Source organism: Streptomyces sp. TAA040, from assembly GCF_000424845.1.
This window is the reverse complement of sequence record NZ_AUKR01000001.1, coordinates 242260-264183: the sequence shown is the minus strand read 5'-3', so window position 1 is coordinate 264183 and position 21924 is coordinate 242260. Positions and strand designations below refer to the sequence as shown.

At 74.0% G+C, this 21924-nt stretch carries 24 protein-coding genes and 1 pseudogene; 5 read left to right on the top strand and 20 right to left on the bottom strand.

The window, feature by feature from the left end:
- Positions 1–6: 6 nt before the first annotated feature.
- From trpA to hisI, 8 genes and pseudogenes are all read right to left on the bottom strand, one after another.
- Positions 7–858: a tryptophan synthase subunit alpha gene (gene trpA, locus H300_RS0101200; RefSeq protein ID WP_051269268.1), complete on the bottom strand. Its 852-nt coding sequence runs from the start codon at positions 856–858 to the stop codon at positions 7–9.
- The gene (gene trpB / locus H300_RS0101195) at positions 855–2093 is read right to left on the bottom strand and encodes a tryptophan synthase subunit beta (RefSeq protein ID WP_028425940.1); all 1239 of its coding nucleotides are present in this window, start codon (positions 2091–2093) and stop codon (positions 855–857) included. Before trpB ends, trpA begins: the two co-directional genes overlap by 4 nt.
- Before the next feature lie 304 nt (positions 2094–2397).
- Positions 2398–2472: a hypothetical protein gene (locus H300_RS32055; RefSeq protein WP_486583465.1), complete on the bottom strand. Its 75-nt coding sequence runs from the start codon at positions 2470–2472 to the stop codon at positions 2398–2400.
- Between the two features lie 139 nt (positions 2473–2611).
- The gene (gene trpC, locus H300_RS0101190) at positions 2612–3418 is read right to left on the bottom strand and encodes an indole-3-glycerol phosphate synthase TrpC (RefSeq protein WP_028425939.1); all 807 of its coding nucleotides are present in this window, start codon (positions 3416–3418) and stop codon (positions 2612–2614) included.
- A 177-nt stretch (positions 3419–3595) separates the two neighbouring features.
- Positions 3596–3838 carry an HGxxPAAW family protein gene (locus H300_RS24395; protein ID WP_037978797.1) on the bottom strand — a complete coding sequence of 81 codons (243 nt, stop codon included), beginning with the start codon at positions 3836–3838 and terminating at the stop codon, positions 3596–3598.
- A 193-nt stretch (positions 3839–4031) separates the two neighbouring features.
- Positions 4032–4652: pseudogene (locus H300_RS24390) on the bottom strand (TIGR02234 family membrane protein); the annotation flags it as partial.
- Positions 4649–6190, bottom strand: coding sequence for an anthranilate synthase component I (locus H300_RS0101175; protein ID WP_028425938.1), 1542 nt, complete (start codon positions 6188–6190; stop codon positions 4649–4651). The pseudogene H300_RS24390 and the gene H300_RS0101175, both read right to left, overlap by 4 nt.
- On the bottom strand, positions 6187–6579 hold the full coding sequence (hisI, locus tag H300_RS24385) for a phosphoribosyl-AMP cyclohydrolase (protein WP_051269266.1): 393 nt from the start codon (positions 6577–6579) through the stop codon (positions 6187–6189). Before hisI ends, H300_RS0101175 begins: the two co-directional genes overlap by 4 nt.
- Before the next feature lie 151 nt (positions 6580–6730).
- Between hisI and H300_RS31345 the strand changes: the two genes are divergently transcribed.
- Together H300_RS31345 and H300_RS0101160 are read left to right on the top strand one after the other, a co-directional pair.
- Positions 6731–7582 carry a hypothetical protein gene (locus H300_RS31345; RefSeq protein WP_028425937.1) on the top strand — a complete coding sequence of 284 codons (852 nt, stop codon included), beginning with the start codon at positions 6731–6733 and terminating at the stop codon, positions 7580–7582.
- Positions 7583–7629: 47 nt separating this feature from the next.
- Positions 7630–8262 carry a TIGR03085 family metal-binding protein gene (locus H300_RS0101160; protein ID WP_028425936.1) on the top strand — a complete coding sequence of 211 codons (633 nt, stop codon included), beginning with the start codon at positions 7630–7632 and terminating at the stop codon, positions 8260–8262.
- 122 nt (positions 8263–8384) lie between these two features.
- On the opposite strand, the gene hisF is transcribed toward H300_RS0101160, so the two are convergent.
- The 8 genes from hisF to hisD form a co-directional block, all read right to left on the bottom strand.
- The gene (gene hisF, locus H300_RS0101155) at positions 8385–9155 is read right to left on the bottom strand and encodes an imidazole glycerol phosphate synthase subunit HisF (protein ID WP_028425935.1); all 771 of its coding nucleotides are present in this window, start codon (positions 9153–9155) and stop codon (positions 8385–8387) included.
- Positions 9152–9583 carry a RidA family protein gene (locus H300_RS24380; protein ID WP_051269264.1) on the bottom strand — a complete coding sequence of 144 codons (432 nt, stop codon included), beginning with the start codon at positions 9581–9583 and terminating at the stop codon, positions 9152–9154. Before H300_RS24380 ends, hisF begins: the two co-directional genes overlap by 4 nt.
- Positions 9580–10296 carry a bifunctional 1-(5-phosphoribosyl)-5-((5-phosphoribosylamino)methylideneamino)imidazole-4-carboxamide isomerase/phosphoribosylanthranilate isomerase PriA gene (gene priA, locus H300_RS0101145; RefSeq protein WP_028425934.1) on the bottom strand — a complete coding sequence of 239 codons (717 nt, stop codon included), beginning with the start codon at positions 10294–10296 and terminating at the stop codon, positions 9580–9582. Before priA ends, H300_RS24380 begins: the two co-directional genes overlap by 4 nt.
- An 89-nt stretch (positions 10297–10385) precedes the next feature.
- The gene (hisH, locus tag H300_RS0101140) at positions 10386–11030 is read right to left on the bottom strand and encodes an imidazole glycerol phosphate synthase subunit HisH (RefSeq protein ID WP_028425933.1); all 645 of its coding nucleotides are present in this window, start codon (positions 11028–11030) and stop codon (positions 10386–10388) included.
- Positions 11027–11191 (bottom strand): hypothetical protein, encoded by a 165-nt coding sequence (locus H300_RS31710; RefSeq protein ID WP_028425932.1) that lies wholly within the window; start codon positions 11189–11191, stop codon positions 11027–11029. Before H300_RS31710 ends, hisH begins: the two co-directional genes overlap by 4 nt.
- Positions 11192–11228: 37 nt before the next feature.
- Positions 11229–11822: an imidazoleglycerol-phosphate dehydratase HisB gene (hisB, locus tag H300_RS0101130; protein ID WP_028425931.1), complete on the bottom strand. Its 594-nt coding sequence runs from the start codon at positions 11820–11822 to the stop codon at positions 11229–11231.
- Complete coding sequence (locus H300_RS0101125; protein WP_028425930.1) at positions 11819–12952, bottom strand: histidinol-phosphate transaminase; 1134 nt, start codon at positions 12950–12952, stop codon at positions 11819–11821. Before H300_RS0101125 ends, hisB begins: the two co-directional genes overlap by 4 nt.
- Positions 12949–14268 carry a histidinol dehydrogenase gene (gene hisD, locus H300_RS0101120; protein ID WP_028425929.1) on the bottom strand — a complete coding sequence of 440 codons (1320 nt, stop codon included), beginning with the start codon at positions 14266–14268 and terminating at the stop codon, positions 12949–12951. Before hisD ends, H300_RS0101125 begins: the two co-directional genes overlap by 4 nt.
- Before the next feature lie 189 nt (positions 14269–14457).
- Here hisD and H300_RS0101115 point away from each other — a divergent pair, with 189 nt between their 5' ends.
- The 3 genes from H300_RS0101115 to ybaK all read left to right on the top strand — a co-directional run bounded on the left by H300_RS0101115 (position 14458) and on the right by ybaK (position 17493).
- Positions 14458–16086 (top strand): hypothetical protein, encoded by a 1629-nt coding sequence (locus H300_RS0101115; RefSeq protein WP_028425928.1) that lies wholly within the window; start codon positions 14458–14460, stop codon positions 16084–16086.
- A 137-nt stretch (positions 16087–16223) separates the two neighbouring features.
- Complete coding sequence (locus H300_RS0101110) at positions 16224–16973, top strand: LON peptidase substrate-binding domain-containing protein (protein WP_028425927.1); 750 nt, start codon at positions 16224–16226, stop codon at positions 16971–16973.
- Between the two features lie 13 nt (positions 16974–16986).
- Positions 16987–17493 (top strand): Cys-tRNA(Pro) deacylase, encoded by a 507-nt coding sequence (gene ybaK, locus H300_RS0101105; RefSeq protein WP_028425926.1) that lies wholly within the window; start codon positions 16987–16989, stop codon positions 17491–17493.
- A gap of 193 nt (positions 17494–17686) precedes the next feature.
- On the opposite strand, the gene H300_RS24375 is transcribed toward ybaK, so the two are convergent.
- The 4 genes from H300_RS24375 to H300_RS0101085 all read right to left on the bottom strand — a co-directional run bounded on the left by H300_RS24375 (position 17687) and on the right by H300_RS0101085 (position 21640).
- Entirely contained in the window at positions 17687–18352 is a 666-nt protein-coding gene (locus H300_RS24375) for a hypothetical protein (RefSeq protein WP_078515620.1), read from the bottom strand.
- Between the two features lie 77 nt (positions 18353–18429).
- The gene (locus tag H300_RS0101095; protein WP_028425925.1) at positions 18430–19221 is read right to left on the bottom strand and encodes an ABC transporter permease; all 792 of its coding nucleotides are present in this window, start codon (positions 19219–19221) and stop codon (positions 18430–18432) included.
- A 32-nt stretch (positions 19222–19253) separates the two neighbouring features.
- A complete protein-coding gene (locus H300_RS0101090) occupies positions 19254–20276 on the bottom strand; it encodes an ABC transporter ATP-binding protein (RefSeq protein ID WP_028425924.1) in 1023 nt (340 codons plus the stop codon).
- Between the two features lie 80 nt (positions 20277–20356).
- Positions 20357–21640 (bottom strand): NYN domain-containing protein, encoded by a 1284-nt coding sequence (locus tag H300_RS0101085; protein WP_028425923.1) that lies wholly within the window; start codon positions 21638–21640, stop codon positions 20357–20359.
- Positions 21641–21924 lie beyond the last annotated feature (284 nt).

Genomic DNA, 21924 nt, shown 5'->3' with positions numbered 1-21924 from the left:
TCCGGCTCAGGCCCGGGTGACGCCCGCGGCCAGCTCCGCGGCGAGGCCCCGGACCGCCTCCAGCCCGGCGCCGAGGTCCTCGCCGTGCTCCAGCAGCAGTTTGACGAAGGCCGAGCCCACGATCACGCCGTCGGCGAAGGCGGCCACCTCCGCGGCCTGGGTCGCGTCGGAGACGCCCAGGCCGACGCAGACCGGCAGCCCGGTGGTGCCGCGGGTGCGCTCGACCAGGTCCTTGGCCTGCTCCCCCACCGAGGTGCGAGTGCCGGTCACCCCCATCAGCGAGGCGGCGTAGACGAATCCGCTGCCGGCTGCGGTGATGGTGCGCAGCCGGTCCTCGCGGCTGCTGGGCGCAACCACGAAGACGGTGGCGAGCCGGTGCCGTTCGGCGGCCTCGCGCCAGGCCGCGGACTCCTCCACGGGCAGGTCCGGCAGGATGCAGCCGGCTCCGCCCGCCGCGGCGAGGTCGGCGGCGAACCGCTCCGGCCCGTAGCGGTCGACCGGGTTCCAGTAGGTCATCACCAGGACCGGCGCGCCGGTGGCGGCGTGGGCCTCGCGCACGGTGCGCAGCACGTCGGCGATGCGGACCCCGCCGCGGAGCGCGATGTCGTCGGCGGTCTGGATGACCGGTCCGTCCAGCACCGGGTCGCTGTGCGGCAGTCCGACCTCGACGACGTCGCAGCCGCTCTCCAGCAGGGCGGTGCAGGCGCTGATGCCGCCGTCGACGGTGGGGAACCCGGCCGGCAGGTAGCCGATCAGGGCGGCCCGGTTCTGCGCGCGGATGCGGGCGAGCACCGAGGTCAGCAGGTCGAGGTTCCCGGCGCCAGTGGACGGTGCGGTGTGCGCTGCGGTCTCCGTCATCGCTGTGACTCCTCGTCGTAGAGCCCGAAGTACCGAGCCGCGGTGTCCATGTCCTTGTCGCCCCGGCCGGAGAGGTTCACCAGGACGGTGCCCTCGGGGCCCAGCTCGCGGCCGAGGTCGAGGGCGCCGGCGAGGGCGTGCGCGCTCTCGATGGCCGGGATGATGCCCTCGGTTCGGGAGAGCAGGCGCAGTGCCTGCATGGCGGCGTCGTCGGTGACCGGCCGGTACTCGGCACGGCCGGCGTCCTTGAGGTAGGCGTGTTCGGGTCCGATGCCGGGGTAGTCGAGGCCGGCCGAGATGGAGTAGGGCTCGGTGATCTGGCCCTCGTCGTCCTGGAGGACGTAGGAGCGGGAGCCGTGCAGGATGCCGGGTTCGCCGAGGGTCAGGGTGGCCGCGTGCTCGGCGGTCCCGACGCCGTGGCCCGCCGCCTCCAGTCCGACGAGCCTGACGTCCGCGTCGGGCAGGAAGGCGTGGAAGAGGCCGATGGCGTTCGAGCCACCGCCGACGCAGGCCGCGACGGCGTCCGGCAGCCGGCCGGTCCGTTCCAGGATCTGGCGGCGTGCCTCGACCCCGATCACCCGGTGGAAGTCGCGGACCATCGCCGGGAAGGGGTGCGGCCCCGCGACGGTGCCGAAGAGGTAGTGGGTGCGGTCGACATTGGCGACCCAGTCGCGGAACGCCTCGTTGATGGCGTCCTTGAGGGTGCGGCTGCCGGAGGACACCGGGACGACCTCGGCGCCCAGCATCCGCATCCGGGCGACGTTGAGCGCCTGCCGCTGAGTGTCGATCTCGCCCATGTAGACCGTGCATTCCAGGCCGAAGAGCGCACAGGCGGTGGCGGTGGCCACGCCGTGCTGGCCCGCGCCGGTCTCGGCGATGACCCGGGTCTTGCCCATCCGCCGGGTGAGCAGGGCCTGGCCCAGCACGTTGTTGATCTTGTGGCTGCCGGTGTGGTTCAGGTCCTCCCGCTTGAGGAAGATCCGGGCACCGTCGGCCTCCCGGGCGAAGCGGGGCACCTCGGTGAGCGGGCTGGGGCGGCCGGTGTAGTCGACGAGCAGGTCGTTGAGTTCCGCGCCGAAGGCGGGGTCCGCCTTGGCCTTGTCGTACTCGGCGGCGACCTCCTCCACGGCGGCGACGAGCGCCTCCGGGATGAAGCGGCCCCCGAAGGCTCCGAAGTAGCCCTCGGCGCTGGGGACGAGTCCCTCGGGGTCGGGGATGAAGAAGTCGGCGGTCACCGTTGGCTCCTTGCCGGGGCACTGCCCCGAGAGTGGTGGGATGGGCGGTCGTCGGGAGTGCCGCACGGCGGTGTCGGGCCGGTGGCGGCGCTCGGCGCGAGGGGATCGGGCCGGCGGGCCGGGAGCCCGTGCCGTCACCGGTGCCCCGCCGGTACGGGCAGCGGTGGGGCGCGCCTCGGCGGCGCGGCCGGGACATCGCCCCCGCCGCGAGGGACGGTTTCCAGCCGGTGAGAGCGTCACGGGCGCACCCCGGCCTCCTTCGGCGTCCTGCGGTGCGGTGCGGCGTGAGCGGGCAGCGGCCTGCTCAGCCGCGCCATCGACGACCGTTGATCTGTCCCGGCTCCGCCCCGATGTGGTAGCGCACCCGCCGGCCGCGCACCCGCCGGGCCGGGGCGCGGCAGCCGCGCGGGCGGCAGCCGCGGGCGAGGCGGGCGAAGGCGGGGATCACGAGGTGCTCGGCTTCCGGGGGTCGGGGCGGTCGCGGACGGGACCGCGGCGTGCGGGGAGGGGTGCGCGGGTCAGCGCCCGTGCCGCAGGGCCGGGTGGGCGCCGGCCGCGACGAGGTCGGCGACCGCGCTCCTGGGGTCCTTGCCGGTCACCAGCGACTCGCCGACGAGCACCGCGTCGGCGCCCTCGTTGGCGTAGGCGATGAGGTCGTGCGGACCGCGCACCCCGGACTCGGCGATCTTGACGATGCCGTCCGGGATCTGCGGGGCGACCCGGGCGAAGTTGCCCCGGTCGACCTCCAGTGTCTTGAGGTTGCGGGCGTTGATGCCGATGATCCTCGCCCCCGCGTCGACCGCGCGGGCGGTCTCCTCCTCGTCGTGGGCCTCCACGATCGGGGTGAGCCCGAGCGACTCGGCCCGCTCGACCAGCGAGACCAGCGCTGACTGCTCCAGCGCGGCCACGATGAGCAGCACCAGGTCGGCGCCGTACGCTCTCGCCTCCCACAGCTGGTAGGCGGTGACGACGAAGTCCTTGCGCAGGACGGGGATGTCCACCTTGCCGCGGACGGCTTCCAGGTCCGCGAGCGAACCGCCGAAGCGGCGCTGCTCGGTCAGCACGGAGATGACCGAGGCGCCGCCGGCCTCGTAGTCGGCAGCCAGGGCGGCAGGGTCGGCGATGGCGGCCAGCGCCCCCTTGGAGGGGCTGGACCGCTTGACCTCGCAGATGACCTTGATGCTGTCGCCCTTGAGGGCGGCCACGCCGTCCTTCGGCTGCGGGGTCTGCGCGACGCGCTCCTTGAGGCCGTCGAGACCGACCCGCTCCTGCCGCTCGGCGAGGTCGGCGCGGACTCCGTCGATGATCTCGTCGAGCACACTCACGCGAGCGGCCCCCTTTCTGCCGGGTGCGGATGGTCGTCGGGGCGGCGGACCGCGCCCTGCGAGCGATGGTATCCGGCCAGACACGGAGGACTCGCATCCGGTTGCCCCGGGTCTCACAATTCGGTCATTTACTGCCCGACGTGCGCAGCCCCGGCCGACCGTCCTCCCCGGGACCGGTCAGGCCGTGGCGCCCGCGTGCGGGGGAACGGGTTCGGCCTGCTGCTCCTCCTTGGGCGTGCCCAGGCCCATGGAGCGCATGACCATGCCGACCACGCCGCCGAGGACGACCACGACGAGGCCTGCCACGACGCCCAGCGGCTGCGCCATCACCATGAAGACCGCGCCCACCATGAAGCCGATGAACGCGATGAAGACGCCGGTCCAGGCCGCCGGGGTGTGTCCGTGGCTGCTTTCCGCCATGACTGAGCTCCTCGTGTATCCGATCGGGTCGTCTCACCGACCACGGTTTCCGCCGGACATTCTCTCAGGCGGGTCCGCGGCCCCCGCCGTCGGCTTCGCTCTCGCCGGACGCGTCCCGCTCTCCGGGGCTCCCCGGGCCGGTGGCGTCGGGGCCGGTGGGGCCCGCTCCTGCGGCGTCGGGGCCGGTGGCGTCGGCACGGGTGGGGTCCTCGCCGCGGTCGAGGGCCTTCCACATCTCCTCCGGGCGCTCCGGGTCCGCCGGACGGGCCGGACGGCGCACGGGGACGCCGGGACGCTCGTAGCGCCCGCCCATCGCGGGCCAGCCGCGGCCGTACCGCAGAGCGAGCGCACCCGCCGCCAGCAGCAGCAGCCCGCCGAACGCCGCCACCCAGGGCCAGGCGCTGTGCGTCACCTGGGCCACGCCGCTGCCCGTCAGACCGGTCGCCTCGGCGGCCTCCTCGCGCAGGGCGGAGGTGTTCGCCGCCCCGGCCAGCGAGGCGGCGAGCGTACCTGCCCCGCTGAGGGCCAGCAGGGCGGCGACCAGGTGGCGCGTCCGGCGGCGCACGGCGAACACCGCGACCATGGCGGCGAGACCGACCAGGGCCAGGGCACTGGGCAGACCGGTGACGTCGCTGCCGCTGACCGAAACCTCCAGGGTGCCGCTCCCGAGGGACGCGACGCCCTCCGCCCAGGTCTGGCCTGCGGCGACGAGGGCGAGCGCGGCACCCAGCGCACCGCTGACCAGGGCGGTGACGAGAGCGCGACGGGAGGCTCGGAAGGCTGCTGCGGTGCGATCGGACGGTAGGGGGGTCACCCTTCCACGCTACCGCCGAGCCGCTCCGCACCGCGTACCGCCCTGAGCACCGCCGCGGCCTTGTTGCGGCACTCGGTGTCCTCCGCCGCCGGGTCGGAGTCCGCCACCACCCCGGCACCGGCCTGCACGTAGGCGGTGCCGTCCCGCAGTACCGCGGTGCGGATCGCGATGGCGGTGTCGGAGTCACCGGCGAAGTCCAGGTAGCCGACGCACCCGCCGTACAGACCGCGCCGGGTGGGCTCCAGCTCCTCGATGATCTGCAGCGCCCGCGGCTTCGGCGCGCCGGAGAGCGTCCCGGCAGGGAAGCAGGCGGTGAGGGCGTCGAAGGCGGTCCGGTCCGCGGCCAGCCGGCCGGTGACGGTGGAGACGATGTGCATCACGTGGCTGTAGCGCTCGACCGACATGAAGTCGACGACCTCGACGCTGCCGGGTTCGCAGACCCGCCCGAGGTCGTTGCGGCCCAGGTCGACCAGCATCAGGTGCTCCGCGCGTTCCTTGGGGTCGGCGAGCAGTTCCTCGCCGAGCGCGGTGTCCTCCTGCGGGGTGGCGCCGCGGGGCCGGGTACCCGCGAGGGGGTGCAGCATCGCACGCCCGTCCGCGACCTTGACCAGCGCCTCGGGGCTGGACCCGACGACGTCGAACCCGCCGCTCCCGTCGGCGGCCTCCGGCGCGGCACCATCGGGGGCACCGAACCGGAAGAGGTACATGTACGGGCTCGGGTTGGTGGTGCGCAGCACCCGGTAGACGTCGAGCGCGCCGGCGCGGCACGGCGTCTCGAAGCGCTGCGAGGGGACGACCTGGAAGGCGTCGCCGGCCCTGATCCGCTCCTTGATGTCGGCCACCGCCTCCCGGTACGCCCCGCCGCCCCACTGCTCGTGGTACTCGGGGACCTCGGAGGGCGGCAGCGCGGCTGCGGGCACCGGCGCGGGCCGGGCGAGATCGGCCGCCATCGCGTCCAGCCGGCCGAGCGCGTCCGCGTACGCCTCGTCGACCCCGCTGCCCAGGTCGTTGTGGTTGATCGCGTTGGCGATCAGCAGCACGGTCCCGTCCCGGTGGTCGAGCACCGCGAGGTCGGAGGCGAGCAGCATGGTGAGTTCGGGCAGCCGCAGGTCGTCCCGGGTCTGCTCCTCGATCCGCTCCAGCCTGCGGACGATGTCGTAGCCGAGGTAGCCGACCATGCCGCCGGTGAAGGGCGGCAGTTCGGGGTCGCGGGGGGTGTGCAGCAGCTCCACCGTGGCGCGCAACGCGGCAAGCGGGTCGCCGCCGGTGGGAACGCCCACCGGCGGGCGGCCGAGCCAGTGGGCCTGCCCGTCCCTGACCGTGAGTGCCGCGTCGCTGCGGACGCCGACGAACGAGTAGCGCGACCAGGTCCGGTCGTTCTCGGCGGACTCCAGCAGGAAGGTGCCGGGCCGTTCGCCGGTGAGCTTGCGGTAGAGGCCGATGGGGGTGTCGCCGTCGGCGAGGAGGCGTCGGGTGACCGGGATGACCCGGCGGTCCTTCGCGAGGGTGCGGAAGGTCTCGGGATCCGGCGTCGTCATGGCTGCTGGCCCTCCTGTTCGGTGGTGTCCGCGGCGGCCTGCCGCAGCGGGAGCCGCCCGGCGTCGAAGCAGGTCCGGTCGCCGGTGTGGCAGGCGGCGCCGGTCTGGTCGACACGGACCAGCAGGGTGTCGCCGTCGCAGTCCAGCGCGACCGACTTCACGTGCTGGACGTGGCCCGAGGTGTCGCCCTTGACCCAGTACTCGCGACGGCTGCGGCTCCAGTAGGTGCAGCGGCCGGTGGTGAGGGTGCGGTGCAGGGCCTCGTCGTCCATCCAGCCGAGCATGAGCACCTCACCGGTGTCGTGCTGCTGGGCGACGGCGGGGAGCAACCCCTGGGCGTCCCGCTTGAGTCGGGCGGCGACGGCGGGGTCGAGCGGCGATTCGGGCATGGGGCCATTGTGCCGCTCCGGTCCGGCTGCCGACGCACTGACCTGCCCGGTGTCCCCGGTACGGGTGCGGGCTCTGCTGTTGCCTTCCTGTTCCACTGTTGTGACCGATTCCCCGGATCGCATACCAGTCCCGTGGGGCATTCTTTCGTGCATGAGCTATCCGCCGCCGAACGGTCCCCAGTCCCCCGGTCCCGGCGGCGGTTTCGGTCCGCCGCAGGGATTCGGTCCGCCCGAGCAGGCCGGCCCGCCCGCCGGGGGCTACGGCTACCCCGGTCCGCCCGCCCAGCCGCCCGGCGGCTACGGCCAGAACCCGCCGGGCGGTTACGGCGGTTACGGGCAGGGCGGTGGCCCCGGCGACTACGGTCCCGGCGGTCCCGGACCCTACCCGCCGCCGCCCGGCGGCGGGACGAACAAGGTCGCCGTCCTCGTGATCGCGGTGGTCCTGGGCGTCGCACTGGCGATCACCGCGGTGCTGCTCATCGCCGGCGGGGGCGACGACGACAAGGAACCCGTAGCGGGCTCGTCCTCCGAGGCGCAGGCCACCGACGCCCCCGCGCCGGAGCCCGAGCCCAGCACCGGACCACCCTCCACCCTGCCGGCCGAGCCGGCCACGCCGTCCGCCGAGCCGACCTCGCTCATCCCCTACGTGGAACTCGAACCCGGCACCTGCTTCGACCACCCGGTGCTGAACAGCGGGGTCAGTGACATCGAGGAACGCGAGTGCGACGGCGCGCACGACGGCGAGGTCGTATCCAACCGCAAGGTGACCGGCGAGTTCGCCTCCAGCGCCGAGATCCAGGAGTACGCGCTCGACCTGTGCGAGAAGGACGCCAAGACGCGGCTGCAGAAGGTCCCGCAGAGCACCGCCCTCTACTACCCCTTCGCGCTGTACCCGCTCAAGTCGACCTACGACATCCAGAGGAAGGACACCGTCTCCTGTGCGATGACCCTGAGCAACGGCAAAGACGGCAAGCAGTTGACCGGGCCGATACCGGGCGGCTGACCGCGCGCCGCTTCGCACCGCCGAGCGACCCACCGTAGGCTGGCGGCATGACGACCCATGCCAAGCGCGAACGTCTGCTCCTTGCCGATCTGTTGGAAAGCTCCGGCCCCGACGCCCCGACCCTGTGCGAGGGCTGGAACACCCGGGACCTCGCCGCGCACGTCGTGGTGCGCGAGCGGCGGATGGACGCCGCGGGCGGCGTGCTCATCAAGCCGCTCAAGGCCCGGCTGGAGCGGGTGCACACCGAGTTCTCGGCGAAGCCCTACGCGGAGCTGGTGCAGCTCATCCGCACCGGCCCGCCGCGGGTCTCGCCGTTCGCCCTCAAGCAGGTCGACGAGGCGTCCAACACGGTCGAGTTCTTCATCCACACCGAGGACATCCGGCGCGCACAGCCGGACTGGACCCCGCGGGAACTCGACCCGGTCTTCTCCGACGTCCTGTGGAGGCGGCTGGAGGGCGCCGCCCGGCTCTACGGCCGCAAGGCACCCACCGGCCTGGTGCTGCGCCGTCCGAACGGGCAGACGGCCGTGGCCCACAAGGGCACTCCGGTGGTCACCGTCACCGGCGAGCCCGCCGAGCTGCTGCTGTTCGCCTCCGGACGACAGTCCTCGGCGAACGTCGAGCTGGAGGGCGACAAGGACGCCGTCGCACGGACAGCGGAAGCCCGCCTCGGCATCTGAGCCACCCGTGGCACCGGCACCCCACCACCCCCGGGACCCCCGCCTTCGGGGCGGTGGTCCGTACGCGCGGGAGGCGGCCCGTCTCCTCGCACGTCCCGCGGGAGGGGGCGGGCCGCCGGGTCTCAGCGCACCGGCCGTCCGGCCTCCTTCAGGGTCCCCTTGACCTGGCCGATCCGCAGCTCCCCGAAGTGGAAGACGGAAGCGGCGAGCACCGCGTCCGCACCGGCCTCCACGGCGGGCGGGAAGTCCGCGAGCCGTCCGGCGCCTCCGGAGGCGATGACCGGTACGGAGACACGCGCCCGGACGGCACCGATCAGCTCCGTGTCGTAGCCGTCCTTGGTACCGTCGGCGTCCATCGAGTTGAGCAGGATCTCCCCCGCGCCCAGTTCCGCCGCCCGGTGCGCCCACGCGACGGCGTCCACGCCCGTCCCGCGGCGGCCCCCGTGTGTGGTGACCTCGAAGCGGGACGGCGCCCCGTCCTCCGCGGCGCTCCGGCGGGCGTCCACGGAGAGCACCAGCACCTGCCTGCCGAAGCGTTCGGCGATCTCCCGGATCAGCTCCGGGCGGGCGAGGGCTGCCGTGTTCACACCGACCTTGTCGGCCCCGGCCCGCAGCAGGCGGTCGACGTCGTCGGTGGTACGGACGCCGCCGCCCACCGTGAGCGGGATGAACACCTGCTCGGCCGTGCGGCGCACCACGTCGTACGTGGTCTCCCGGTTGCCGGAGGAGGCCGTGATGTCGAGGAAGGTCAGCTCGTCGGCCCCCTCGGTGTCGTAGACCTTCGCCATCTCGACCGGGTCCCCGGCATCGCGCAGGTTCTGGAAGTTGACGCCCTTCACCACCCGCCCGGCGTCCACGTCCAGGCAGGGGATGACTCGCACGGCCAGGGTCACGAACTCGCTCCTTCGGGGGTGGCGGGCCCCTCCCCGGTGCGGTCGGGGCCACGGAATGCTTCGACCTCCACCTCGACCAGCACCCGGGAGTCGAGGAATCCGGACACCACCACGAGGGTCGTCGCGGGACGCACCGCGGAGAAGAGCTCGCGATGCGCCCGGCCCGCCGCCTCGACGTCGCGGGCGTGGGCGAGGTACATCCTGGTCCGGACGACCGCGCGGCGGTCCAGGCCGAACCGCTCCAGAGCGGCGAGCGTGTTGCCGAACGCCGCCCGCGTCTGCTCGTAGGGGTCTCCCTCGCCCTGCACCGCGCCGCCGAGGAGCGGCATCGTGCCGGAGACGAGGACCCGGTCGCCCGCCGCCACCGCGCGTGCGGAACCCAGCGTCTCTTCCCAGGGGTTGTCGGTCTGCACGCGTTCGACGGTCATCGGGACACTGCCTCCAGGGCCTCTTCCAGGGTGAATGCCTCGGCATAGAGGGCCTTGCCCACGATGGCGCCCTCGACACCTTGCGGCACCAGGCCGGCGATGGCCCGCAGGTCGTCCAGCGAGGACACCCCGCCGGAAGCGACGACGGGGCGGTCGGTGGCCGCGCAGACGTCCGCGAGAAGCTGGAGGTTGGGGCCCTGGAGGGTGCCGTCCTTGTTGATGTCGGTGACGACGTAGCGGGCGCAGCCCTCGGAGTCCAGGCGCTCCAGCGTGCGGTAGAGGTCGCCGCCGTCCCTCGTCCAGCCGCGTCCGCGCAGCGTGGTGCCGCGGACGTCCAGCCCCACGGCGATCCGCTCGCCGTGCTCGGCGATCACCTTGGCCACCCACTCCGGGCTCTCCAGCGCGGCGGTGCCGAGGTTGACCCGGGTACAGCCCGTGGCGAGCGCCGCGGCGAGCGAGTCGTCGTCGCGGATGCCGCCGGACAGCTCCACCTTGAGGTCCATGGCCCGGGCCACCTCGGTAATCCGGTCACGGTTGTCGCCGGTGCCGAAGGCCGCGTCCAGATCGACCAGGTGGAGCCACTCGGCACCGCCGCGCTGCCAGCCCAGGGCGGCCTGGAGCGGGTCGCCGTAGGAGGTCTCGGAGCCGGACTCGCCGTGCACCAGGCGCACCGCGAGGCCGTCGCGGACGTCGACGGCGGGGAGCAGCTCCAGCGTGTGCGCACTGCGGTGCGCACCGGGACCGGCGGGTGCCGGGCCCGTGGTGGCGTCGGTGGTGGGGAAGCCGGTGGCGGGGTCGGTGGTCACAGCGTCTCGATCCAGTTCTTCAGCAGCAGGGCCCCGGCGTCGCCGGATTTCTCGGGGTGGAACTGGGTGGCCCACAGCGGGCCGTTCTCGACCGCGGCGACGAAGGGGCGGCCGTGGGTGGCCCAGGTGACCTTCGGCGGTGCGATCAGCGGGTTGGTCTCTTCCAGTTCCCAGTCGTGCACGGCGTAGGAGTGGACGAAGTAGTAGTGGGATCCGGCCTCGGTGCCGGCGAACAGCCGCGAGTCGGCAGGCGGCCGCACGGTGTTCCAGCCCATGTGCGGGACGACGTCCGCCTTGAGCGGGCCGACGGTGCCCGGCCACTCGTCGAGGCCGTCGGCGGGTTCGCCGTGCTCGACCCCGCGGGCGAAGAGGATCTGCATGCCGACGCAGATGCCCATCACGGGCCGGCCGCCGGCGAGCCGGCGGCCGACCACCCAGTCTCCCCGGGCGCGGCGCAGCCCCGCCATGCAGGCGGCGAACGCCCCGACTCCGGGGACGAGGAGGCCGTCCGCGGACATCGCGCGGTCGAAGTCCCCGGTGATCTCCACCTCGGCGCCGGCTCGGGCCAGGGCCCGCTCGGCGGAGCGGACGTTCCCGAAGCCGTAGTCGAACACCACGACCGACTTGCCCGGCTTGCTCATGACCACACCTCCAGTCGCGTGACCCCCGCAGCCAGCGCCAGTGCGGCGGCCAGGCCGAGGAGCGTGACGACCCCCTTGGGCATCCGCTGCCTCCAGAAGGAGACGGCTCCGCCCAGCAGGAACAGGCCGACGAAGATCAGCAGCGTGCTGGTGCCGTTCATCCGGTCCGCTCCGGGGCCGGGCGGGCGGGTCCGCGGGTCACAGCGCGCCCTTGGTCGAGGGGATGCCCGTCTGCCGCGGGTCGATCTCGGACGCGTAGCGCAACGCCCTGGCCAGCGCCTTGAACTGGCACTCCACGATGTGGTGGGCGTTGCGGCCGTAGGGCACGTGCACGTGCAGCGCGACCTGGGCCTGGGCCACGAAGGACTCCAGAATGTGGCGCGTCATGGTGGTGTCGTAGTCGGCGCCGATCATCGGTGCCATGCCCTCGGGCTCGCGGTGCACCAGATAGGGGCGGCCGGACAGGTCGACGGTCACCTGGGCGAGCGACTCGTCGAGCGGCACCGAGGCGTCGGCGAAGCGGACGATGCCCCGCTTGTCCCCCAGCGCCTGCCGGAACGCGGCGCCGAGTGCCAGCGCAGTGTCCTCGATGGTGTGGTGACTGTCGATGTGCAGGTCGCCGTCGGTCTTCACGCTCAGGTCGAAGAGGCCGTGGCGGCCGAGTTGGTCGAGCATGTGGTCGAAGAATCCGACCCCGGTCGACACGTCGACCTTGCCGGTGCCGTCGAGACCGATCTCGACGGCGACGGAGGTCTCCTTGGTCGTGCGCTCCACGCGGCCCACGCGGCTCATCGTCTGTTCTCCTTCGTCACTGCGCGTACCGCGTCCAGGAACGCGTCGTTCTCCGCCGGGGTCCCCGCGGTGACCCGCAGGCGGCCCGGCACTCCGTTGTCCCTCACGAGCACCCCGTGGTCGAGCAGGGCCTGCCAGACGGCGTGTGCGCCGCCCTCACCGTCGAAGCGGCCGAACTGCACGAAGTTGGCGTCCGACTCGGTCACCTCGCAGCCGATCGCCCGCAGTTCGCCGACCAGACGGTCGCGCTCGGCCTTCAGCCGGGCCACGTACCCCAGCAGGGTGTCCGTGTACTCCAGGGCGGCCAGCGCCGTGGCCTGGGTCACCGCGGAGAGGTGGTAGGGCAGCCGGACCAGTTGCACCGCGTCCACGACCGCCGGATCCGCGGCCAGGTATCCCAGGCGCAGTCCGGCCGCGCCGAAGGCCTTCGACATCGTCCGGGAGAGCACCAGCATGGGCCGGCCCTCGATCAGCGGCAGCAGCGAGGGCCGGTGGCTGAACTCGCCGTAGGCCTCGTCGATCACCACCAGCGCGCCCGGAGCGCCACGTCCGGCGGCGGCCTGCTGAGCGGCGTCGTGCAGCGCCAGCACGGTGCCGGCGTCGACCGCCGTCCCGGTGGGGTTGTTCGGCGAGCAGACGAACACCACGTCGGGGCGGTGCTCGGCGATGGCGCGGCGCGCCGCCTCCACGTCGATGGTGAAATCCTCCCGCCGCGGCCCGGCCAGCCAGCCGGTGCCGGTGCCGCGGGAGATCAGCGCGTGCATGGAGTACGAGGGCTCGAATCCGAGCGCCGTGCGGCCGGGCCCGCCGAAGGTCTGGAGCAGCTGCTGGAGGATCTCGTTGGAGCCGTTGGCGGCCCAGACGTTCGCGGTGCCGACCCGGTGCCCCGCGGTGCGCGTGAGGTAGTCGGCCAGGCCGGTGCGCAGCTCCACCGCGTCCCGGTCAGGGTAGCGGTTGAGCCCGCGAGCGGCCTCGGCCACCCGCTCGGCGATCCTGGCGACCAGCGCTTTCGGCAGCGGGTACGGGTTCTCGTTCGTGTTCAGCCGGACGGGCACGTCGAGCTGCGGGGCCCCGTACGGGGTCTTCCCGCGGAGCTCGTCGCGGAGGGGGAGCCGGTCGAGTGCGGTCATGCGCCGGGCACCTCCCCGCCGAACCGGGCCGTCAGTGCGGCACCGTGGGCGGGCAGGTCCTCCGCCTCGGCCAGGGTCACCACGTGTCCGGTGACCTCGGCGAGCGCGTCGCGGTCGTAGTCGACGACGTGGATGCCGCGCAGGAAGGACTGGACGGACAGCCCGGAGGAGTGGCAGGCGCAGCCGCCCGTGGGCAGTACGTGGTTGGAGCCGGCGCAGTAGTCGCCGAGCGAGACCGGGGAGTGCGGGCCGACGAAGACGGCGCCCGCGTTGCGGACCCGGGCGGCGACCGCGGCGGCGTCGGCGGTCTGAATCTCCAGGTGCTCGGCGGCGTAGGCGTCGACCACGGCCAGGCCCTGCTCCAGGTCGTCGACCAGGACGATGCCGGACTGCCGGCCGGCCAGCGCCGTACTGATCCGCTCGGCGTGCCGGGTGGCGGGCACCCGGCTCTTCAGCTCGGCCTCGACCGCCTCGGCGAGGGTCACCGAGGGGGTGACGAGGACGGCGGCGGCGAGGGTGTCGTGCTCGGCCTGGCTGATCAGGTCGGCGGCGACGTGGGCCGGATCGGCGGTGTCGTCGGCCAGGACGGCGATCTCGGTCGGCCCGGCTTCGGCGTCGATGCCGATGCGGCCCTTCAGGAGCCGCTTGGCGGCGGCCACCCAGACGTTGCCGGGGCCGGTGACCAGCTGGGCGGGCGGGCACTCGTCGGTGCCGTAGGCGAACATCGCGATCGCCTGGGCACCGCCGGCCGCGTACACCTCGTCCACGCCGAGCAGCGCGCAGGCGGCGAGGATCGTGGGGTGCGGCAGCCCGCCGAAGGCGGCCTGCGGCGGCGAGGTGACGGCGAGCGACTCGACGCCGGCCTCCTGCGCGGGCACCACGTTCATCACCACGGATGACGGGTAGACCGCGTTACCACCGGGTACATACAGTCCGACACGTTCCACCGGCACCCAGCGTTCGGTCACGGTCCCACCGGGCACGACGTTCACCCGCGTATCGGTGCGCCGCTGCTCGCGGTGGACGATCCGTGCACGGCGGACCGACTCGTCCAGAGCCGCTCTGATCGCCGGGTCCAGCTCACGCAGTGCAGTGGCCAGTGCCTCGGCGGGCACCCGGATGCGCTCCAGGCGCACGCCCTCGAAGCGCTGGGCGAGATCGATCATCGCCGCGGTGCCACGATGCCTCACGTCCTCGCACAGGGGCCGCACCTTTTCCAGGGCGGCCTCGACGTCGAGTTCGGCACGGGGCAACAGGTCGCGATCGATTCCGCCCCCGGAGGGGGCGGAACCGCGCAGATCGATTCGGGAGATCACGTCTCCCAGTCTCTCAGACCGGTCGAAGGGCAGGTCCCCCGTATCGAAGCGTGATACGGGGGCCGGGTGTCGCACCTGACCGATAGCGTGGTGTCCGTCACTCAGCGGGACCGGCTGGGCGCACGGGCGGGAAGCGGCGGAGAAGTGGAAGAAGAGGAGTGGGCACACCTTGGAAGCGGGGGAACAGCGGTGAGCGAACCGTTCGCGGACGGCGAACCACCCACGGGCATGCGGCTGACCACCGCGGAGTGGGGACTGTGGCAGGCGTACCGGATCGGCACCCGGCACGACCTCAGGACGGGCGATCCGGCGAGGGACGACCCGAACGGGGACCAGGTCTGGGGCGCCACCCGGACGGTCCGCGCCCGGGTGATCGCGCTCCTGCTGCTGCACGGCCCGCCGCCGCTGCTGGGCAGGGTCGCGGCGCTCCACCTGTCCGGTGCGCTGATCACCGGTCGGCTGGATCTCTCCGGCGGGCAGATCGGGGCGTACTTCGAGTTCAAGCACTGCCGCTTCGAGCGGGAGGTGCTGCTGCCGGAGGCCAGGATGTCCACCGGCCGCCTGGTCGACTGCCACATCCCCCGCCTGGAAGCGGCACGGGTCAGCACCGACGGGGACCTGCACCTCGCCCGGTGCGTCATTCCCGGCGGCGTCCGGCTCACCGACGCCACCATCGGCACGGACCTCATGCTGAACGAGGCCACCATCGGCAGCGGGCACCGCATCCGCGCGATCTCCGCGGACGGCCTGACGGTGAGCCAGGACCTCCAGGCGAGCCTGCTGCTCGTCACCGGTGAGACGAGTCTGCGCGGGGCCGAGATCGGCGGCTCGCTGTTCATGTACGGCAGCGTGCTCCGCAACCGCAACGGCCGGTGGGCGCTCCACGCCCCCGAGATGCGGGTCTCCCGGTTCGCCCACCTGGCGTCCTCCGGGCCGGGCACGGTGCTGTACTCCCAGGGCACCACACCGCCGACCGGCACCGACTACCCCGCCCCGGGACGGGACGACCACGGCCGCTCCGCGGCTCTGCGCACCCGGCGCTTCCAATGCACCGGCGGGGTGAAGCTCGACGACGGGCGGTTCGGCGACTCCCTGGTGCTCGACGGCGCCCGCTTCCAGATGGAACGGACCCAGGAGCTCTCGCTGCGACGGGTGCAGACTCCCGAACTGTGCTTCACCCCGGAGCGCCCGCACCGCGGACGGGTGGTGCTGTCCGGGGCGACGGTCGGCAACCTGGTCGACAAGATGAGCAGTTGGCCGATGCACGAGGGCCTGTGGATGGCCGGCTTCACCTACGAGCATCTGATCCCGGTCGGTCCGTTCCCGCTGGCCCGCCGGCTCCTCTGGGTCGCGACGGCCACCCCCGAGTACTCCCCCGAGCCGTACGAGCAACTGGCGACGGTGCTGCGCAACGGCGGCGAGGACGCGGAGGCCCGGAGCGTGCTGCTGGCCAAGCAGCGCAGGCGCCGCGAGACCCTGCCGCTGGCCGGGAAGCTGTGGGGCCACCTCCAGGACTGGACGGTGGCCTACGGCTACCGCCCGGGCCAGGCGGCGATCTGGATGGCGCTGCTGTGGGCCTCCGGAGCCCTCTACTTCGCCGAGTTCCCGCCCGAGGCGCGCAAGCCGGACGAGGCACCGCACTGGAGCGCCGCGATCTACGCGCTGGACCTCCTGCTGCCGGTGATCAACCTCGGTCATGACACGGCGTGGAACCCGGCCGGGGCCCTGCAGTGGGTGGCCGTGGGCATGGTGCTGTCCGGTTGGGTGCTGGCGACCACCGTCGCGGCGGGAGCCACCCGGCTGCTGCGCCGCCAGTGAGCGGGCGGCGGCGCCCCTCCTCCGGGTTGCCGGGAGGCGCGGGGAGTCGCGGGGAGTCGCCGCCGGGGGCGCCCGGACGACCGCCACGCGTCGGTCGCCTGGGGACTCGCCGCCGGGAGCACTTAGGCTGGCCGACTGTGACCACCTCGCGTCTGCCGCTCTTTCCGCTCAACTCGGTGCTCTTCCCGGGTCTGGTGATGCCCCTGCACGTCTTCGAAAAGCGCTACCGCGCCCTGGTGGAGGCGCTGTTGGAGGTTCCGGAGGGCGAGCCGCGGATCTTCGGCGTGGTGGCCATCCGCGACGGCCGCGAAGTCGCCCCCACCGGCGCGGGCATTCCCGAGGACGGCACGCCGCCGCCCTCCGACGCCTCGGCGGCCGCCGGGTTCGGCTCCGATCCGCTCGGTTCCTTCCACACGGTCGGGTGTGTGGCGGACGCCTCGGCGATCAGCGAGCGGGAGGACGGCAGCGGGTACGAGCTGCTGGCGACCGGAACGGCCCGCTTCCGGCTGACCTCGGTGGACGCGTCCGGTCCCTACCTGGTCGGGGAGACCGAGGAGCTGCCCGAGGACTCCGGCGAGGGTGCGGGAGCGCTCGCGGAGGGCGTCCTGCGGGCCTTCCGCACTTACCAGAAGCGGCTGGCGGGGGCAAGGGAGCGGTCGCTCGCCGCGGACCAGGAGCTGCCCGACGAGCCCTCCGTCCTCTCCTACCTGGTGGCAGCCGCGACCGTGCTGGAGACGCCGGTGAAGCAACTGCTGCTGGAGGCGCCGGACCACGCGACCAGGCTCGCCCGCGAACTGGAAATGCTGAGGCGGGAGAGCGCGGTGATCGGTAAGCTCCCGTCGCTGCCGGCGGCGGACCTCACCCGCCGCCCCACGAGTCCCAACTGATCGCGAGGCGTCCGTGGCGAAGACCGGCAAGAGCAAGCCGTCCGGGGGCACCCCGGCCACCGTGGCACTGCACCGAACGGGCACCGCGTACACCCTGCACACCTACCGGCACGACCCGGCGGTCGCGTCCTACGGCACCGAGGCGGCCGACGCGCTGGGTGTCGCGGCCGAGCGGGTGTTCAAGACCCTGGTGGCGGAGGTGGACGGCGCCCTGACGGTGGCCGTGGTGCCGGTCACCGGCTCGCTGGACCTGAAAGCGCTGGCGGGCGCGGTCGGCGGGAAGCGGGCCACGATGGCCGACCCGGCGCTGGCGGAACGCGCCACGGGGTACGTGCGCGGCGGCATCTCACCGCTGGGCCAGCGCAGGCGGCTCACCACCGTGGTGGACGAGTCCGCGGCCGGGCACCGCGCCGTCTGCGTGTCGGCGGGCCGCCGGGGGCTGGAGATCGAGCTGGCCCCGGCCGATCTGGTGGCGCTGACCGGGGCGAGGACGGCCCCGATCGGGCGCCCCGGAAGCTGAGCGTCCGATTCCCCCCCCGGGGGCGGCGGCTCTCACGAGGAGGATGCGCCGCCCCCACTGCGCGCGGTGGTGCCCTGGACGCCGTCGCGGAGCAGCGCGCGGCGCCGGTCATGGCACCTGCTCGGGTTCTTCGCTGCCGGGTGCCGGCCCCGGCGCACCGCCCCGGCGGTAGCGGTACGCGTACAGGGCCGTGTCAGAGCGCGGAGGGCGGGCCCCACTGCGGACCGGGGACGGGCAGCGGTTCCGGTTCCCGGGGGCCGAAGAAGGCCGTGACCAGCAACTGGGTGGCCACGGCCGCCAGCGGCCAGGCCAGCAGCGCGACGGACGCCTCCAGCTCCAGCGGTCCGTACAGGGTGGCGCCGCGGCCCGCCTCGGCCGCCCGGGCCGCGAGGTCCCGCCCGGGGCCGAGCAGCCCGCCCAGTTCCCGTCCGACCAGCGCGGCCAGCAGCGAGCCGCAGGCCAGTCCGAGCACCGTGCCCACACCGCCCGAGCGCCGGAACAGGAAGACCAGCAGCCCGCAGACCACGCCCAGCGCGAGCGCCAGCAGGGCGAAACCGCCGTCCACAGCGAAGGCGTCCTCGCTCTCGGAGTTCGCGGGCAGCGCCCGGGACCCGTCCGAGACGTAGGGCACGTCCGGGGCCAGCCACCACCAGAGCAGGCCGAGGAAAGCCCCGGAGACGGCAACCGGAAGGGCGACGAGCAGCAGGTCGCGCACCTCCTGCCGCAGCACGGCGGAGCCGCCGGGCTGCTCCGGGGACGCGTGGCTCGCAGGTCCCCCGGTTCCGGATGGCGTCGCCCACGGGTCGCTCTGCGACTGCGCGGGTCCGTGCTGGGGCGAGGAGGGAGTCGGTACCGTCACCCTGCCATCGTGCCAGGCCCGGTCCGGCGTCCCCCGGCAGGTCGCCCCGGCGCGGCCCACCGGGTCCCGCGGGGCGGTCAGCGGACCGCAGCCCGGCGATAGGCCCAGGTGGCGAGGGCGAGGGCGGCGACACCCACCGCCGCGCACACCCCGAGGTCCACGGCGATCGCGGCCCAGTCGGGGGCCGGCACCAACGCCGCCGCCAGGGCTTCTACACCGTAGGTGGACGGCAGCAGGTCGCGCGCCCACAGCAGCGGCTGCGGCATCGAGCCGGTCGGCAGGACGCCCAGCAGGAGCGCCGCCGACATGCCCAACTGGCCGCACAGGGTCGCCAGCTCCTGCCGGGGGGCCAGCAGTCCCAGCGCCGCGCCCAGCCCGGCCAGCGCGGCTCCGGCAAGCGGCACCACGGCGGCGAGGACCCACAGCCCTCCCATGGGCAACTGGAAGAGCACGCTGCCCACGACCGCGGTGACGAGGACACCGGGCACGGTGAAGGAGGCGTAGGCGCCCGCCGCGCCCAGCACCACCGCCGCGGGCGGGACCGGAAGGGTCGCGTAGTGGTCCAGGCCGCCGGAGGCGCGGAGCTGGCCGAAGTACTGGGCGAGCAGATTCAGCGCCACGAAGGCGACCACCAGCACGCTCGATCCGGCGACGACCGCCCGGGCCTCCTCCCCCGGCCCGGTCGCCACCACGCCGCGCATCAGCACCATGATCCCGACGGACTGGAAGGTGGCCACGAACAGCAGCGGGATGCGCGACACGCGGGCGCGGGACAGCTGCGCCCGGTAGACGGCGGCGAGCGCGGGGCGCAGCCGGGCCCGGGGCGCCAGCTCGGCCGCACCGGCTTCCGCAGCGCCGACCGGGCGGATCGCGGTGGGCGGGGGGCCCACCCGGAGCGTGCTCACACCTTCACCAGACCTTCCGTGCGGCCGCCGAGAGCCAGGTAGACGTCCTCCAGGCTCGGGGTGGCCAGGGTGAAATCGTCGAGGGCCGCGAACGCCGCGCCGCCGGTGACGGCCGCGACCGCGGCCCGGGCGGCGTCCGGGGGGAGCCGAAGCGTCCAACGGCGACCGCTCGTGGCGACCGCCCCCGGCGAGGCGCGCAGCGCGGCGATCTCGGGCAGCTCCAGCGGCGGCAGTTCCCGCCACACCAGCTCCAGCCGTACCTCGTCGCCCACCACCGTCCGCAGACCGGCGGGCGTGTCGCAGGCGATGAGCCGGCCGCGGTCCAGCACGGCGACCCGGTCGAGGACCGTCTCGGCCTCGATCACGTTGTGGGTGACCAGGACAACCGTCGCGCCGTACTCGGCCCGGCGGCGGTCCACGGCGGCCCAGACGGCACGGCGAGCCACCGGGTCCATACCGGTGGTCGGCTCGTCCAGCACCAGCAGCGGGCGCCGTCCGACGAGGGCCGTGGCGACGCAGGCGAGCCGGCGCTGTCCGCCGGAGAGCTTCTTCAGGGCCTTCCCCGCGAGAGGGGTGAGGCCCAGCTCGGCCAGCACCGCGTCGCGCTCGGCGCGGGCGTCCGCCAGGCTCAGCCCGCGCAGCCGGGCGGTGGTCTCGGCGGCCAGGGAGACGGTCAGTTCGTCGAGAGCGGTGGACTCCTGGCCGAGGAAGGCGAGCAGCCGGGCGGCTCGTTCCGGGTGCCGGACCAGGTCGTGCCCGAGCACCTCGACAGTGCCGGCGTCGGGACGGAGCAGCCCGGTGAGTTGGCGTACCAGGGTCGTCTTGCCGGCGCCGTTCGGGCCGAGCAGGCCGAAGACCTCGCCGCGCCGGACGTCGAGGGTGATGCCGTCGTTCGCGGTGACCGCGGGGGTCTCGGGGGCGCGCCGCCGGGCCCGCTGGGCCGGGTAGGTCTTCACCAGCCCCGCCACGGCGCACACGGTGCCGGTGCCGGGGGAATGCCGCTGGGTGCCCGTGTCCACGAGCTACGAGGGTACGCGGTCGCCGGCGGTGCTCCCGCACCCGGGAGGCGCGCGGCCCGGTGGGGGCAGGGCGCGGCCGGTCAGGCCGGCGGCCGCGGCTCGCCGCCGCTCGGCGGCGGCTCGACGGAGACATGCGGCTCCACCTCGCGCCAGAAGCCGGCCCGGATGGCGTAGCGGTCGTGCTCGTCGATCTGGTCGTCCTTGTGGGCGAGCAGGCCGAAGCGGGCGGCGTACCGCAACAGCTCGCCGTCGATGCGGTGCGGGATGCGCGGGTACTGCGCGGTGAGCTGGTGGAGCCGTTCGGCGGCACCGAGCCGGACCGTCCAGCGGCGGGCGAACACCTGGCCCACCTCGAAGGGGTCGCCGCTGACGGTGGTGATGTCCTCCTCGCGGTCCGCCCACCGCTGCTCGGCCGTGGTGAGCTGGGCGAGGGTGGGGAGTCCGGCGACCTCGGGCGGTTCCGCGGGGACGCCGCCGCGGTCCACCCAGCCCTTGTCCGAGGACCAGCGCAGGGTGGCGCTCGGTGGCCCGGGGTGGGCGGGCTGCCCGGCGGGCGGGCGGGCGAGGCCGGCGAGGTCCTTGGGGGTGGGGACGCCGCGGCCGGTGGAAGCGGGGTCGTCCGCCGGTTGGGGCCGCGCCGGCGGGCCCTCCTCGGGCCGGTCGGGATTCGGGGGTGAAGAACCGTTCTTGCCCGCCGCCGGGGCCTCCGGCGGCGGGGACGGCCGCCGCGCGTCACCCGCGGACTCCGGCAGCGGCGCGGAGAGGATGGCGGCGATGTCGGGACGCGGGGACTGCGGGCCGCAGCCACCGGGCTGCTCCCTGGCCCGGACGGCGCGGGTGATCCAGGCGCGGTCCAGGACCCGCCGCTCGTCCGCCTCGGCCACCAGGTCCTCGGACTGGTTGTAGTCGCCGTCGGCGGCCTGGACGGCCCACAGATGGACGGCGACGCCGTGCTCCTTCGCGGACATCAGCCCGGGAAGCAGGTCCCCGTCCCCGGTCACGAGCACGATGTCGGCACAGGCCCGGTTGCGGGCGAGTTCGGTGAGCTCGGCGTGCATGGCCGCGTCCACGCCCTTCTGCGCCCAGCGGCCGTCGCTGCGGGTCAGCGCACCCAGCCGGACGGTCACCCTGGGCATCACCCGCAGGCGGCGGTGCTCGGGTTGCGGGACGCGGTCGGGGGCGCCGTCGAACCAGTAGATCCGCAGCAGTTTGCAGCCGGTCTCCGCCTCGGCCCGTTCGCGCAGCCCCTGGATGAGCAGGGTGTGATCCACCGCGATCCCGGCGCGGGAAGGTTCCCCGGCCAGCAGACTCGCGGCGGCTCCCAGCAGGTAACCGGCGTCCACCAGGACGACGCAGCGGTCCACGGTCCACCCACTCTCGTCGTTCGGCATCGGTACGGATTCACGGCAGGACGTCTCCTGAGTCTGCCCGACCCCGCGGGGGTTATCAGCCCGAACTCGATCTTCGGCGTGGCGGAACCCGGTGGGACGGGCCGCGGACCCCCTGCGGCGGCCCCTCCCGGCCCGCACGACGCCACCCGTTTCCTGCCGGTATGCGGGCGGTGCCCGACCGTGCGAGTCTGAGTTTCGATCCGCGGTGCCCCGCACCCCACGAGGTCGGCAGGGCAGGGCAGGAACAGGAACCGGGA